Annotated in this window: 15 protein-coding genes; 3 read left to right on the plus strand and 12 right to left on the minus strand. The window is 65.2% G+C overall.

Annotated elements, in window-relative coordinates; translation table 11 throughout:
- Positions 1-21 precede the first annotated feature (21 nt).
- The 12 genes from atpG to BMZ48_RS09405 form a co-directional block, all read right to left on the minus strand.
- Complete coding sequence (gene atpG / locus BMZ48_RS09350) at positions 22-885, minus strand: F0F1 ATP synthase subunit gamma (protein WP_091534271.1); 864 nt, start codon at positions 883-885, stop codon at positions 22-24.
- 21 nt (positions 886-906) lie between these two features.
- On the minus strand, positions 907-2,445 hold the full coding sequence (atpA, locus tag BMZ48_RS09355; protein ID WP_091534275.1) for a F0F1 ATP synthase subunit alpha: 1,539 nt from the start codon (positions 2,443-2,445) through the stop codon (positions 907-909).
- Positions 2,446-2,478: 33 nt separating this feature from the next.
- Positions 2,479-3,015 carry a F0F1 ATP synthase subunit delta gene (locus BMZ48_RS09360; RefSeq protein ID WP_091534278.1) on the minus strand — a complete coding sequence of 179 codons (537 nt, stop codon included), beginning with the start codon at positions 3,013-3,015 and terminating at the stop codon, positions 2,479-2,481.
- Between the two features lie 19 nt (positions 3,016-3,034).
- On the minus strand, positions 3,035-3,508 hold the full coding sequence (locus BMZ48_RS09365) for a F0F1 ATP synthase subunit B (protein WP_091534280.1): 474 nt from the start codon (positions 3,506-3,508) through the stop codon (positions 3,035-3,037).
- A gap of 48 nt (positions 3,509-3,556) precedes the next feature.
- Entirely contained in the window at positions 3,557-3,832 is a 276-nt protein-coding gene (atpE, locus tag BMZ48_RS09370; RefSeq protein WP_091534282.1) for a F0F1 ATP synthase subunit C, read from the minus strand.
- 53 nt (positions 3,833-3,885) lie between these two features.
- Positions 3,886-4,671: a F0F1 ATP synthase subunit A gene (gene atpB, locus BMZ48_RS09375; RefSeq protein ID WP_091534285.1), complete on the minus strand. Its 786-nt coding sequence runs from the start codon at positions 4,669-4,671 to the stop codon at positions 3,886-3,888.
- Entirely contained in the window at positions 4,664-5,020 is a 357-nt protein-coding gene (locus BMZ48_RS09380) for an ATP synthase subunit I (protein WP_091534288.1), read from the minus strand. The genes atpB and BMZ48_RS09380 overlap by 8 nt, the downstream gene beginning before the upstream one ends.
- A 105-nt stretch (positions 5,021-5,125) precedes the next feature.
- Positions 5,126-5,971 carry a ParB/RepB/Spo0J family partition protein gene (locus BMZ48_RS09385; RefSeq protein ID WP_091534290.1) on the minus strand — a complete coding sequence of 282 codons (846 nt, stop codon included), beginning with the start codon at positions 5,969-5,971 and terminating at the stop codon, positions 5,126-5,128.
- A 100-nt stretch (positions 5,972-6,071) separates the two neighbouring features.
- On the minus strand, positions 6,072-6,860 hold the full coding sequence (locus BMZ48_RS09390) for a ParA family protein (protein ID WP_091534293.1): 789 nt from the start codon (positions 6,858-6,860) through the stop codon (positions 6,072-6,074).
- Complete coding sequence (rsmG, locus tag BMZ48_RS09395) at positions 6,857-7,522, minus strand: 16S rRNA (guanine(527)-N(7))-methyltransferase RsmG (protein ID WP_091534296.1); 666 nt, start codon at positions 7,520-7,522, stop codon at positions 6,857-6,859. Before rsmG ends, BMZ48_RS09390 begins: the two co-directional genes overlap by 4 nt.
- A gap of 68 nt (positions 7,523-7,590) precedes the next feature.
- The gene (locus BMZ48_RS09400; protein WP_091534298.1) at positions 7,591-9,075 is read right to left on the minus strand and encodes a helicase HerA-like domain-containing protein; all 1,485 of its coding nucleotides are present in this window, start codon (positions 9,073-9,075) and stop codon (positions 7,591-7,593) included.
- A gap of 56 nt (positions 9,076-9,131) precedes the next feature.
- On the minus strand, positions 9,132-10,049 hold the full coding sequence (locus BMZ48_RS09405) for a LysR family transcriptional regulator (protein WP_091534300.1): 918 nt from the start codon (positions 10,047-10,049) through the stop codon (positions 9,132-9,134).
- Between the two features lie 91 nt (positions 10,050-10,140).
- On the opposite strand from BMZ48_RS09405, the gene BMZ48_RS09410 reads away from it, so the two are divergent.
- The 3 genes from BMZ48_RS09410 to BMZ48_RS09420 are packed head-to-tail and all read left to right on the plus strand — an operon-like array spanning position 10,141 to position 12,766.
- Positions 10,141-10,929, plus strand: a complete 789-nt coding sequence (locus BMZ48_RS09410) for an SDR family oxidoreductase (protein ID WP_234981588.1) — start codon at positions 10,141-10,143, stop codon at positions 10,927-10,929.
- 10 nt (positions 10,930-10,939) lie between these two features.
- Positions 10,940-11,770: an SDR family NAD(P)-dependent oxidoreductase gene (locus BMZ48_RS09415; protein ID WP_091534303.1), complete on the plus strand. Its 831-nt coding sequence runs from the start codon at positions 10,940-10,942 to the stop codon at positions 11,768-11,770.
- Positions 11,771-11,782: 12 nt separating this feature from the next.
- Positions 11,783-12,766: an NADPH:quinone oxidoreductase family protein gene (locus BMZ48_RS09420; protein WP_091534306.1), complete on the plus strand. Its 984-nt coding sequence runs from the start codon at positions 11,783-11,785 to the stop codon at positions 12,764-12,766.
- The last annotated feature ends 3 nt before the right edge of the window (positions 12,767-12,769 follow it).

The following is a 12,769-nucleotide window of genomic DNA, read 5'->3' on the forward strand; positions in this document are numbered from 1 at the left end:
TCTGGTCTCGATTCTGATTGCTCAACCGACTGCGGCTGCGCCGCCGACGATTTCCGCGAGTTCCTTGGTAATGCCGGCCTGGCGTGCCTTGTTATAGGCGAGCTGCAGGCCATTGATGATCTTGCCGGCGTTGTCGGAAGCCGACTTCATCGCCACCATGCGCGCCGACTGTTCGCTGGCGACGTTCTCGATCACAGCCTGATACACCTGCGACTCGACGTAGCGCATCAGCACCGCATCGAGCAGCTCCGTCGATGCCGGTTCGTACAGATAGTCCCAGTGCTCGAGCAGGCCCTCGCTCTTGACCGGCTCGACCGGTAGCAGCTGCTGCACGGTCGGCTTTTGGGTCATCGTGTTGATGAACTGGTTCGAAACGATGAAGACGCGATCGATACTGCCGTCACGGTAGGCGTCGGTGAGCACCTTGATCACGCCGAGCAGCTGGTCCAGATGCGGACGGTCGCCCAGATGCGTGGCCATTGCGCTGACCTTGCCCCCCATACGCTTGAAGAACGACACCGCCTTGTTGCCGATCAGGGCGAATTCGACATCGACGTTCTTGGCACGCCACTCGCGGACCTCGCGCAACACGGTGCGGAACACGTTCATGTTCAGACCGCCACACAGGCCGCGGTCCGACGACACGACCAGATACGCGACGCGCTTGACCTCACGCTCGACCGTGAACGGATGCTTGTACTCGAGATTCGCCTGCGCCAGGTGCCCCAGCGTGCGGCGGATCTTCTCGGCATACGGGCGGGCCGCGGCCATGCGATCCTGCGCTTTGCGCATTTTCGACATGGCGACCTTTTCCATCGCCCGCGTGATCTTCTGCGTATTCTTGACGCTTTTGATCTTGCTGCGGATTTCCTTGGCGCCGGCCACGGATCTACCTCTTCGGGGTCGTTAGATGGCCGACTGCTTGACGTATGCATCCATCGCCGCCTTGAGGTCGGCTTCGAGCGCATCGTTCCAGTCGCCGGTATCGAGCTTGGACAGCAGTTCCTTGTGCTGGCTGGCCAGGAACTGGTGCAGACCTTCCTCCCACTGCAGCACCTTGGCCACGGGAACCTTGTCGATGTAGCCCTTCTCAACCGCATACAGCGATGCAGCCATCTGCCCCACCGACAACGGCTGGTACTGCTTCTGCTTCATCAGCTCGGTGACACGCTGGCCGCGTTCGAGCTGTTTGCGGGTCGCCTCGTCGAGATCGGATGCGAACTGCGCGAACGCCGCAAGCTCGCGGTACTGCGCCAGCGCGAGGCGCACACCACCGCCGAGCTTCTTGATGACCTTGGTCTGTGCCGCACCACCGACGCGCGACACCGAGATACCCGCGTTCATCGCCGGGCGGATACCGGCGTTGAACAGGTCGGTCTCGAGGAAGATCTGGCCGTCGGTGATCGAAATCACGTTGGTCGGCACGAAGGCGGACACGTCGCCGGCCTGGGTTTCGATGATCGGCAGTGCCGTCAGCGAGCCGGTCTTGCCCTTGACCTTGCCGCCGGTGAGCTTCTCGACGTATTCCTCGTTGATGCGCGCAGCGCGCTCGAGCAGGCGCGAGTGCAGATAGAACACATCGCCCGGGAAGGCTTCGCGCCCTGGCGGACGGCGCAGCAGCAGCGACACCTGGCGATAGGCCACGGCCTGCTTGGACAGGTCGTCGTAAACAATCAGCGCATCCTCACCCTTGTCGCGGAAATACTCGCCCATCGAACAGCCCGAATAGGGCGCAATGAACTGCAGCGCGGCGGATTCGGACGCAGAGGCCGCGACGACGATGGTGTGCGCCATCGCGCCGTGTTCCTCGAGCTTGCGCACGACATTGGCAATCGAGCTCGCTTTCTGCCCGATCGCGACATAAATGCATTTGATGCCCGAATGCTTCTGGTTGATGATCGTGTCGATCGCCAGCGCGGTCTTGCCGGTCTGGCGGTCGCCGATGATCAGCTCGCGTTGACCACGGCCAATCGGCACCATTGCGTCGATCGCTTTGTAGCCGGTCTGCACCGGCTGGCTCACCGACTTGCGCGTGATTACACCCGGCGCGACCTTCTCGATCGGCGAATAGCCGGCAGCCTTGATCGGCCCCTTGCCGTCGATGGGATTGCCGAGCGCGTCCACCACGCGGCCCAGCAGCGCCTCCCCGACCGGCACTTCGAGGATGCGCCCCGTCGTCTTGACGGTATCGCCTTCCTTCAAATGCTTGTAGTCGCCCAGAATCACCGCGCCGACCGAATCGCGCTCGAGGTTCAGCGCCAGGCCGTACACATTGCCCGGGAATTCGAGCATTTCACCCTGCAGGGCGTCCGACAGGCCGTGCACACGCACGATACCGTCCTGCAACGACACGATCGTGCCGGTATTCCGCGCCTCAGTGACGGCGTCGAAGTTCTGGATGCGCGCCTTGATCAGGTCGCTGATTTCCGAAGGATTGAGTTGCATACGAAGCGTGTCCTGGATGTTTCGCCGATGCGCTTAGCGCGCAAGAATGGTGTGCAGCCGGTCGAGCTCGCCGCGGATGGAGCCGTCGATGACGAAATCGCCAGCGCGGATCAGCGCACCGCCGATCAGCTCGGGATCCGTCTTCCACTCGATGACGACCTCGCGCTGCAGGCGCTTTTTCACCGCAGCCGCAAGCTGGCGCTGCTGTTCCGGGGCTACCGGCACCGCCGACGTGATCTCGACGTCCACGCGCGCTTCGGCCTCGGCTCGCAGCCGCTCGAATTGCGCAGCGATCGCCGGGGCCAGCGCAAACCGGCCGTTCTCGACCAGCAGACGCACCAGTGCCAGCGCCGGGGCCGGCAATTTGCCGGCCAACGCCTGCGTCAGCGCATCGACGAGCTGCGCCTTGCTCAGCGCCGGATGGCCGATCAGCCGCGCCACCTCGGGCGCCTTGACCAGATGCGCCAACGCCGCGAGCGCCTCGCTCCAGACCGGGAACGCTTGCGCATCCCGGGCCAGCTCGAAAACGGCCTTGGCGTAGGGGCGCGCGAGCGTGCTGTAGTCCGCCATGTCGTTTCGTCCCTTGCCGTCAGACGCGCGCCGCGAGCTCGTTGAGCACGTCGGCATGCGCCTTGGCATCGATCTCGCGCTTGAGGATCTTGGCCGCACCGATCACCGCCAGCTCGCCGACCCGCTTGCGCAAGTCTTCGCGGGCGTGGGCAATCTCGCGCTGCACATCCTCGTGCGCCTTGGCGACGATGCGCTCGGCCTCCTGCTGTGCCTGGACTTTGGCCTGCTCGATAAGCTGCGCTGCTTGCTTGCTCGCGGCCGCGAGGATGTCCTGCGCCTGGGCACGCGCGGCCTTGAGCGCCTCTTCGCTCTTGGCCGAGGCATCCTGCAGCGCACGGGCACCTTTTTCTGCGGCCGCGAGACCGTCGGCGATCTTCTGCCGGCGCTCTTCCATCGCCCGGGTGATCGGCGGCCACACGAACTTCATCGTGAACCAGACGAAGATGCCGAACACGATCATCTGGCCAACGATGGACGGGATGCTTGCCTGCATGGGCCTAGGCTCCAGCTAGAGTCAACAAAAAACCGGGTCGGGCGCGCCTTAGCCGGCAGCGCCGGAAACGGCCGCGATCAGCGGGTTTGCGAACATCATCAGCAGGCCCATGGCCACGCCGATGATCGACACGGCGTCGAGCAGGCCGGCGATGATGAACATCTTGGTCTGCAGCATGTTGGCCATCTCGGGCTGACGCGCGGCACCCTCGAGGAACTTGCCGCCAAGCAGGCCGAAGCCGATGGCGGTGCCGAGAGCGGCGAGACCGAAGATGAGACCGATGGTCAGCGCCGTGTTGGCCTGGATCTGAGCGATGAGCTCCATGGAATTACTCCGTGTGTTGCGGTGGTGGAAAAATCGGTGGAAAGGCTACGGGGTCAGTGATGCTCGTAGGCCATGCTGATGTACACGATGGTCAGCGTCATGAAAATGAACGCCTGCAAGGTGACAACCAGAATGTGGAAGATCGCCCAGCCGAGACCGGGAATAAGCTGTGCCCACCAGGGCAGCAGTGCGATCAGAATGAAGATCAGCTCGCCGGCATAAAGATTGCCGAACAGTCGCAATGCCAGCGAAATCGGCTTGGCCAGCAGCTCGACGGTGTTGAGCACGATGTTTGCCGGCAAGAGCTTGGCGCCGAATGGATGTGTCAGGAATTCCTTGGCAAAACCGCCGACGCCCTTGCCCTTCACGCTGTAGATGATGATCAGCGCAAACACCGACAGCGACAGCGCGAACGTCGCACTCATGTCGGCGGACGGCACGGCACGGAAATACTCCAGCCCAAAGACATGCTTGGCGATCATCGGCGGCAGATCCACCGGGATCAGGTCCATGCAGTTCCACAAAAAGGTCCAGACAAAAATCGTCAATGCCAGCGGCGCGAGGAAATCGCGCGAGCCATGGAAGGCATCCTTGACCGCGTTATCGACGAAATCGACCAGGATCTCGACGAAGTTCTGCAGCTTGCCGGGCACGCCGGACGTCGCGCGCACCGCGGCCATCCGAAACAGCGTCAAGAACAACAACCCCAGAACGGTGGACACCAGCAGCGTGTCGAAATGCCAAGCCTCGACGCTGATGAAAGCGTCGTCATGGCTGCTCGCCCAGTGCTTCAAGTGATGCGTTACATACTCGGCAGGGGAATGACCTGCGTCAGCCATCGTTCGTATCCCAAAGAAGCGCAAACCAGTACACCGGCAGCGTCAACGCAAACGTCACGATCACCGGCGCAAACACGTCACCGAAAAAACGGACTGCTGCGGCGAACAAGACCGCGGCAAGGATCAGCTTCCTCACCTCGGCCCGATAAAAATTCGTCACTGCCCGACCCGCGTCCGCTGCCGGCGCCGCAAAAGTCTTCACCGCGGCGTAGATCGTCAGTGTCACTGCGATGCTCCCGCCGACGAGCGCCGCCAGACCCGATCGGGCGTCTGCGAATACCGCCCAGAAGACAGCAGCGACCAGCGCGATCGACATCTGGAGCAGTGCTATGCGCTTCGCCGTCTTCATGGCAGTCTGGCGATGGTGCGCCGCACCAATCTGGAAAAGTATAGCGGGCGACGGACGGTCAGTTCAACTATCGCCGCCGCGACGGCGCGCGATCTCGCGCAGCCACTACCGCAGCCGCTCGAGCAGGCGTGCGAGCTCCTCGGCGTTGCGGAAACTCACAGTGAGCTTGCCGCGGCCCGATTCGGCCTGATGCAGGCGCACCGGCATTCCGATCGAGGCGCTGATTTGCTTTTCCAGCGCCGGTACGCGAGCCTTGGGCGTCCGCGCCGTCTTCGCTCGCGGTTCGGCGTGTACGAGCGCTTCGGTGTCGCGGACCGACAGTTGTTTTTCGACGACCAGGCGGGCCAGTTGCACCTGGCGCACCCCTTGCACACCCAGAAGTACTTTGGCATGGCCCAGGCTCAGGCGGCCATCGCGGACGAGCGCCTGTACCTCGGCATCGAGTTCACGCAGGCGCAGCAGGTTGGTGATGTGTGCGCGCGAGCGGCCGACGGCCTCGGCCGCCTTCTCGTGCGTGAGTCCGCATTCCTCGATCAGCTTGTGCAAGGCCTCGGCTTCTTCCAGCGGATTGAGATCGGCGCGCTGGATGTTTTCGACCAGGGCGACGGCCATCGCACCGCGTTCGTCGAGCGTGCGCACGATCACCGGCACGGACTTCAAGCCGGCTTGCTTGGCCGCACGCCAGCGCCGCTCGCCGGCGACGATTTCATAGCGATCGGCACCGGATGGACGGACCACGATCGGCTGGACGATGCCCTGGGCACGGATCGATTCGGCCAGCGCGTCGAGGGCATCGGCGTCGAACTGCCGGCGCGGCTGGTGTCGGCCCGGCTGGATCTGCTCGATGTTCAGTTCGCGCAGTGCCTCGCTGCCATCCTCGGTGGCGGGCTGGGCAACGCTGCTCAGCAGGGCGTCCAGACCGCGCCCGAGTCCTCGCTTCTTGATGCTCATCGCGGAAAATCCGGTGTGAATCCTGTTGCAAGAAAAGCGCTGCCGACCCGTTCGCGCCGCTTCGGTCCGAGCCCGGAAACGCCCGTCGAAGAACCCTGCCTTATGCCGTCAGCCGCATCTGCCCGCCGTCGTGACGGCGCAGCACCTCGCCCGCCAGCGCGAGATAGGCCTTGGCGCCGGCGGATGTCGGATCGTAGAGCATCGCCGGCAGGCCGTGGCTGGGTGCTTCGGCCAGACGCACGTTGCGCGGCACCAGCGTGCGGTAAACCTTGTCGCCAAAGTGCTGTACGAGCTGATTGGAGACGTCGTTGGCGAGGTTGTTGCGGGGATCGTACATCGTGCGCAACAGCCCTTCGATTTCCAGGCGCGGATTGATCACGCGCCGGATCTTGTGGATCGTATCCATCAGCGCCGACAACCCCTCGAGCGCGTAGTACTCGCATTGCATCGGGATCAGCACGCCGTCGGCGGCGACCAGGGCGTTGACGGTGAGCTTGGACAGCGCCGGCGGACAGTCGAGGATGACATAGTCGTAGTCGTCAGCGACGTCCGCGAGCGCGGTCTTGAGCGCGAAATCGCCGACGGCGACGTCGCGCAGCTTGATCTCCGCCTCGGTCATGTCGCCATTGGCCGGTAGCAGGGCCAGGCCCAGATCGGGCAGTTCCTGGATCGCGTCGCGGATCGGGGCTTGTTCGAGCAGCACGTCGCGCGCAGTCAGCTTCACCGCATTTTTGTCGACGCCAACCCCCATCGTTGCGTTGCCCTGCGCATCGAGATCGACCAGCAAGACCCGGCGCTTGGTCGCCGCGAGCGAGGCCGCGAGATTGATCGCGGTGGTCGTCTTTCCGACCCCGCCTTTCTGATTGGCAATGGCGATGACGTGGCTCATGGTGTTCTGGCCGCAATGATGGCGTGTCGCTCCTCGTTAAGCCCGGGCACGCGCAACCGGCGTATCTCCCGGATGGTCACGTTTGCCGGAACGGCAGCCAGCTCTGCGCTATCGAGTCTGCCTTTCATCGCGATCCAATGCCCATCGGGCGCCAGTTGCGAAGCCGTCAGTGTGACGAACTCGGAAAGTGACGCAAACGCACGGCTGACGATGCGGTCGAACGGCGCGGCGGCAGCATAGGTTTCGACCCGCGCCTCGGCGACCTCGACGTTGGCCAGCGTAAGGCTGCGCACGGCATGGCGCATGAAGCGCGCCTTCTTGCCGTTGCTGTCGAGCACGGTGACATGGAGCGCAGGATCGCCGATCGCCAGTACGATGCCGGGCAATCCGGCGCCGGCGCCGACGTCGAGCACGCGCCCACGCATCAGCGGCAGCACCGCCAGCGAATCGAGTATGTGCCGCGTCACCATCTGGCGCGGATCGCGGATCGCGGTCAGGTTGTAGGCCGCGTTCCATTTGTGCAGTTCGGCGAGATACGCGAGCAGCCGCTCGATCGCGTCTTCGGGAAGTATCTGCCCGAGTGCGCGCAGACCGGCCTCGAGCGGCGCCCGTAGCGCCGCTGGCGCAAGAACAGACGATCCGGCGGGGCGGGGCAGGGGCATCAGTGAGCGCGGATGGGACGCGAGAGCGGACGGACCGTTGAGTATACCCGCGCCACCACCCCGGCCGGTCAACGGCGGCTGCGCCCGCCGAGCAGACCGCGCAGAATCTGGCGCCCCAGTTCCCGGCCCAGCGATGTCGCCACACTGCGCGCAGCGCTCTTGACCGCCGTCTCGAGCAGGGTGTCGCCGCGGCGGTCGCGGCGCGCCGGCGCCGGGGCCGGTCGCGCCCCTTGGGCCTGCCCACCCCATCCGTTGCGATCCGCACCGGACACCTCACCGGCCGGCGACGCCTGCAGCCGCTCGTAGGCCGAGACGCGGTCGATCGCCGTCTCGTAGCGGCCGGCCAGCGGGCTGCGCGCCAGGATCGCCGACCGCTCCTCGGCGGTGAGCGCACCGATGCGTGAACGCGGCGGCCGGATGCGCGTGCGCTCGACGACCCCGGGGACGCCGCCTTCCTGCAGCGTGGAGACCAAGGCCTCCCCGACGCCCAGCTCGGTGATGACGGATGCGACGTCGAGCGCGGGATTGGCTCGGAAGGTTTCGGCGGCGGTGCGCACCGCTTTCTGGTCGCGCGGCGTGAATGCGCGCAACGCATGCTGGATGCGGTTGCCGAGCTGGCCGAGCACGGCATCCGGCAGATCCAGCGGGTGCTGGGTGACGAAGTAAACCCCCACGCCCTTGGACCGGATCAGGCGCACGACCTGCTCGATTTTGTCCACCAGCACCTTGGGCGTGTCTTTGAACAGCAAATGGGCTTCATCGAAGAACAGCACGAGGCGGGGTTTGTCGGCATCGCCGCGCTCGGGCAGGTTCTCGAACAGCTCCGACAGCAGCCACAGCAGCACGGTCGCATACAGACGGGGGGCATGGAACAGCCGGTCGGCGGCGAGCACATGGACGATGCCGCGCCCGGCAGCGTCGGTGCGCAGCAGATCATGAAGATCAAGCGCCGGCTCGCCGAAAAAAGCCGCAGCACCGTCTTGTTCGAGCTGCAGCAGGGCACGCTGGATGGCGCCCACCGATGCGCCGCTGACCAAACCATAGTCGGCACCCAGGGTCTTGGCGTGGACAGCGACGTGGCTCAGCACCGCCCGCAGATCTTTGAGGTCGAGCAGCAGCAAGCCCTGATCGTCGGCGTACTTGAAGACCAGGTGCAAGACCGCGGCCTGGGCGTCGGACAAATCGAGGAGCCGTGACAGCAGCAGCGGCCCCAAGTCCGACACGGTCGCACGCAGCGGATGTCCGGCTTGTCCGAACACGTCCCAGAACGCCGCCGGGCAAGCGGCGGGCCCGTAGGCCTCGACTCCGACCTGGCGCGCACGCTCGATGAGCTTGGGATGGGGCTCGCCGGGCATCGCAATGCCGGCGAGGTCGCCCTTGATGTCGGTGGCGAACACCGGTACGCCGATGTCCGAAAACCCTTCGGCGAGAACTTGCAGGGTCACCGTCTTGCCGGTGCCGGTCGCACCGGCGATGAGGCCGTGCCGGTTGGCATAGGCACCCAGAATCAGTTGTGGCGTTTCACCTTTGCCGACGAGGATGCGCGGATGCATGGAAATGGCGCTCTGGTTGAAGTTGTGAATGATGCTTAAAGGCGGCGCAGCAGCCGTTACGCCGCTTGTTGCGGCTGTTCGACCGTCGCGATCAACTGCGCACGCAGCCAGCGACTGGCCGGTTCATTGTCCACGCTCGCATGCCAGTACAGATAGACATCCATCGGCGGCATCGGCACCGGGAACGGCAGGATCTGGTTGGCATACTGGCGGTTGGCGATTGCGGCATATCGCTCCGGCATGGTCAGCAACAGATCGGTCTGACTGACGACCCGACAGGCGGCGAAGTAATGCTGGCAGCGCAGCCGGATGCGGCGCTTGAAGCCTTGCCGGCTGAGCTCAAGGTCTTCCAAACCCGGGCCGCTGCGGCGTGAGCTAACCAGCACGTGATGGGCGCGCAGATAGGCGGCAAGATCGAATTGGCCCGCCGTCGCGGGATGACCCTGGCGCGCGACGACGACGAGCCGGTCGGCCGAGATGCGTTGGTGGCGGATATCGTCCGACACCGGCAGCAGCACGTCGAGCGCGGCATCGAGACGCCCAGCGGCAAGCTCCGATTCGAGCGTGCGCCGGTCGACACGGATGGCGCTGATATCGACCGATGGCGCTGCCGTGGCGATGCGCGCAAGCAGCGGCGGCAACACCGTGGCTTCGAGCACGTCACGCACGCCGATGGTGAAGTGCCGCTGCGTCGTCGCCGGATCGAACCGCTGCGCCTCGTTGAGTGCGACTTCGAGGCCGTGCAGCGCACGCCGCACCGGCTGCATCAGGCTGCGCGCGAGCGGCGTCGGCACCATTCGACGCCCCTCGCGGACGAACAGCGGATCACCGAACAGCTCGCGCATCCGCGCCAGGGCGTGGCTGATCGCCGGCTGCGTCAGATGCAGCTTCTCGCCGGCCTTGGTGATGCCGCCCTCGCTGAAGATCGCGTCGAGCACGACCAGGAGGTTGAGGTCGATCCGGTGTAAATGCACGGCCTTTATTTACGGCAATTCACATTATTCATTGGACTGATCGTATGACCGCGCCTAGGCTGCGGCAAGTCAACCGCACAGGACATCCGCGATGACGCACAACCCCACACCACCGCCCGCCGCGATGTTCGATCTCGGCGGCAAGATCGCCCTGGTCACCGGCGCCAGCCGCGGCATCGGCGAATCGATTGCCCGCACGCTCGCGGCCTATGGCGCGCACGTGATCGTCGCCAGCCGCAAGCTGGATAGCTGTGAACGCGTCGCCAGCGCGATCCGCGACCACGGCGGCCGCGCCGAGGCCTATGCCTGCCACATCGGCGACATGGCGCAGATCGAGGCGGTGTTCGCGCACATCGAGAAAACCCACGGCCGCCTCGACATCCTCGTCAACAACGCCGCTGCGAATCCTTACTTCGGCCCGATCGCCGACACCGACCTGGGTGCATTCCAGAAGACCGTGGACGTCAACCTCCGCGGTTATTTCTTCATGTCCACGACCGGCTACAAGCTGATGAAGCGCAACGGCGGTGGCAGCATCGTCAATACCGCCTCGGTCAATGGCGTGATTCCGGGGCCTTACCAGGGCATTTATTCGATCACCAAGGCGGCGGTGATTTCGCTCACCAAAGCCTGCGCCAAAGAATGGGCCGCCGACGGCGTGCGCGTAAACGCGCTGCTGCCCGGAATCACGGATACCAAGTTCGCCTCGGCCCTGGTGCACAACCCGGAGATGATGCGCATCATGGGCAGCAAGGTGCCGATGGCGCGCATCGCCCATCCCGACGAGATGGCCGGCGCGGTGCTCTACCTGGTCTCGCCGGCGGCGAGCTATACCACCGGCGCCTGCCTGACCGTGGACGGCGGCTATCTCACCGCCTGAAGACGACCCCATGCAGGATCTGCAAGACAAAGTCGCCGTCATCACCGGCGCCGGCAGCGGCTTCGGCCGCGCATTCGCGCAACTGTGCGCAGCCGAAGGCATGCGCCTGGTGCTCGCCGATATCGACGAAGCGGGTCTTGCGCACACCTGCGCCCTGCTCCCCGATGGAACCGAGACCCTGACCCTGCGCTGCGACGTCGCCGACGCCGATGCGGTACAGACGCTCGCCGAGCGCACGTATGCGCGGTTCGGCGCCTGTCACCTGCTGTTCAACAACGCCGGGGTCGCCGTCGCCGGACCGAGCTGGACGACCACGCTCGACGACTGGCGCTGGGTGCTCGGCGTGAATCTGATGGGCGTGGTGCACGGTGTGCAGAGCTTCGTACCGCGCATGCTCGAGCAGGGCGACGAATGCCACGTGGTCAACACCGCCTCCGTCGCTGGTCTGCTGTCGGTGCCCGGGTCCAGCGTCTACTGCGTGTCCAAGCACGGCGTGGTCACGCTCAGCGAGTGCCTGCACCATGAGCTGCGCGCGGCCCACGCGAAGATCGGCGTCTCGGTGCTGTGCCCGGCCTTCGTGCCCACCGGCATCGCCGACGCCGAGCGCAACCGGCCGGCGCGGTTCGCGGCCAAGAACCCTCGGGCCGCGCCCTATGAGGCACGGGTGCGCAAGGCGGTGCAGTCCGGAAAACTCTCCGCGGCCGACATCGCGCGCGCCACGATGCAGGCGGTCAAGGCCGACCGCTTCTACATCTTGACCCATCCCACCATCAAGGCGGCGATCGAAACGCGGATGCGCGACATCCTCGACGAACGCACGCCCGCCAACCCGATGCCCTGAACGGATCGAACAATGAAAGCCCTGCTCTGCAAGTCCTACGGACCGCCGGAATCGCTGGTCGTCGAGGAGATTCCCGAGCCCATTCCCGGCGACACCCAGGTGCGGGTGCGTGTGCACGCCGCCGGCGTCAATTTCCCGGACACGCTGATCATCCAGAACAAGTACCAGTTCAAGCCGGAACTGCCCTTTGCCCCGGGCGGCGAATGCGCCGGCGTCGTCGAGGCGGTCGGCGCCCAGGTCAAAACCGTCAAGCCCGGCGATCGGGTGATCTGCTTCACCGGCTGGGGCGCGTTTGCCGAGGCCGTGCTCGCCGATGCCCGCGCGCTCATCCCGATGCCCGATGCGCTCGACTTCGTCACCGCCGCCGCCTTCGTGATGACGTATGCGACGTCTTATCACGCGCTCAAAGACCGGGCCGCGCTCAAACCCGGCGAGATGCTGCTCGTGCTCGGCGCTTCCGGTGGCGTGGGACTCGCCGCGATCGAGATCGGCAAGGCGCTGGGCGCAACCGTGATCGCCGCCGCCTCGAGCGATGAAAAGCTGGCCGTGTGCAAAGCGCACGGTGCGGACCACACGCTCAACTATGCGAACGAAGACTGGAAAGCCCAGGTCAAGGACATCACCGGCGGCAAGGGTGCGGACGTCATTTACGATCCGGTCGGCGGACCCTACAGCGAAGCCGCCCTGCGCGCGATCGCCTGGCGCGGCCGCTTGCTCGTGATCGGCTTCGCCAACGGCGAGATTCCCAGGATTCCGCTGAACCTGCCGCTGCTCAAGGGCGCCGCCATCGTCGGCGTGTTCTGGGGCGACTACGCGCGGCGCGAGCCGATGAACAACCTGATGGACCTGCGCACGCTGCTCGGCTGGCTCAAGGACGGCAAGCTCAAGCCGCACATCGCCGGCACTTACCCGCTCGCGCGCGGCGGCGAGGCGATCCGCCAACTGATGGACCGCAAGGTCTCCGGCAAGCTCGTCATCACCCCGCAGGGAGCCTGAACC

Origin of the sequence: Fontimonas thermophila (assembly GCF_900113085.1) — a bacterium.
In the GTDB taxonomy this organism is placed as follows: Bacteria; Pseudomonadota; Gammaproteobacteria; order Nevskiales; family Nevskiaceae; genus Solimonas; species Solimonas thermophila.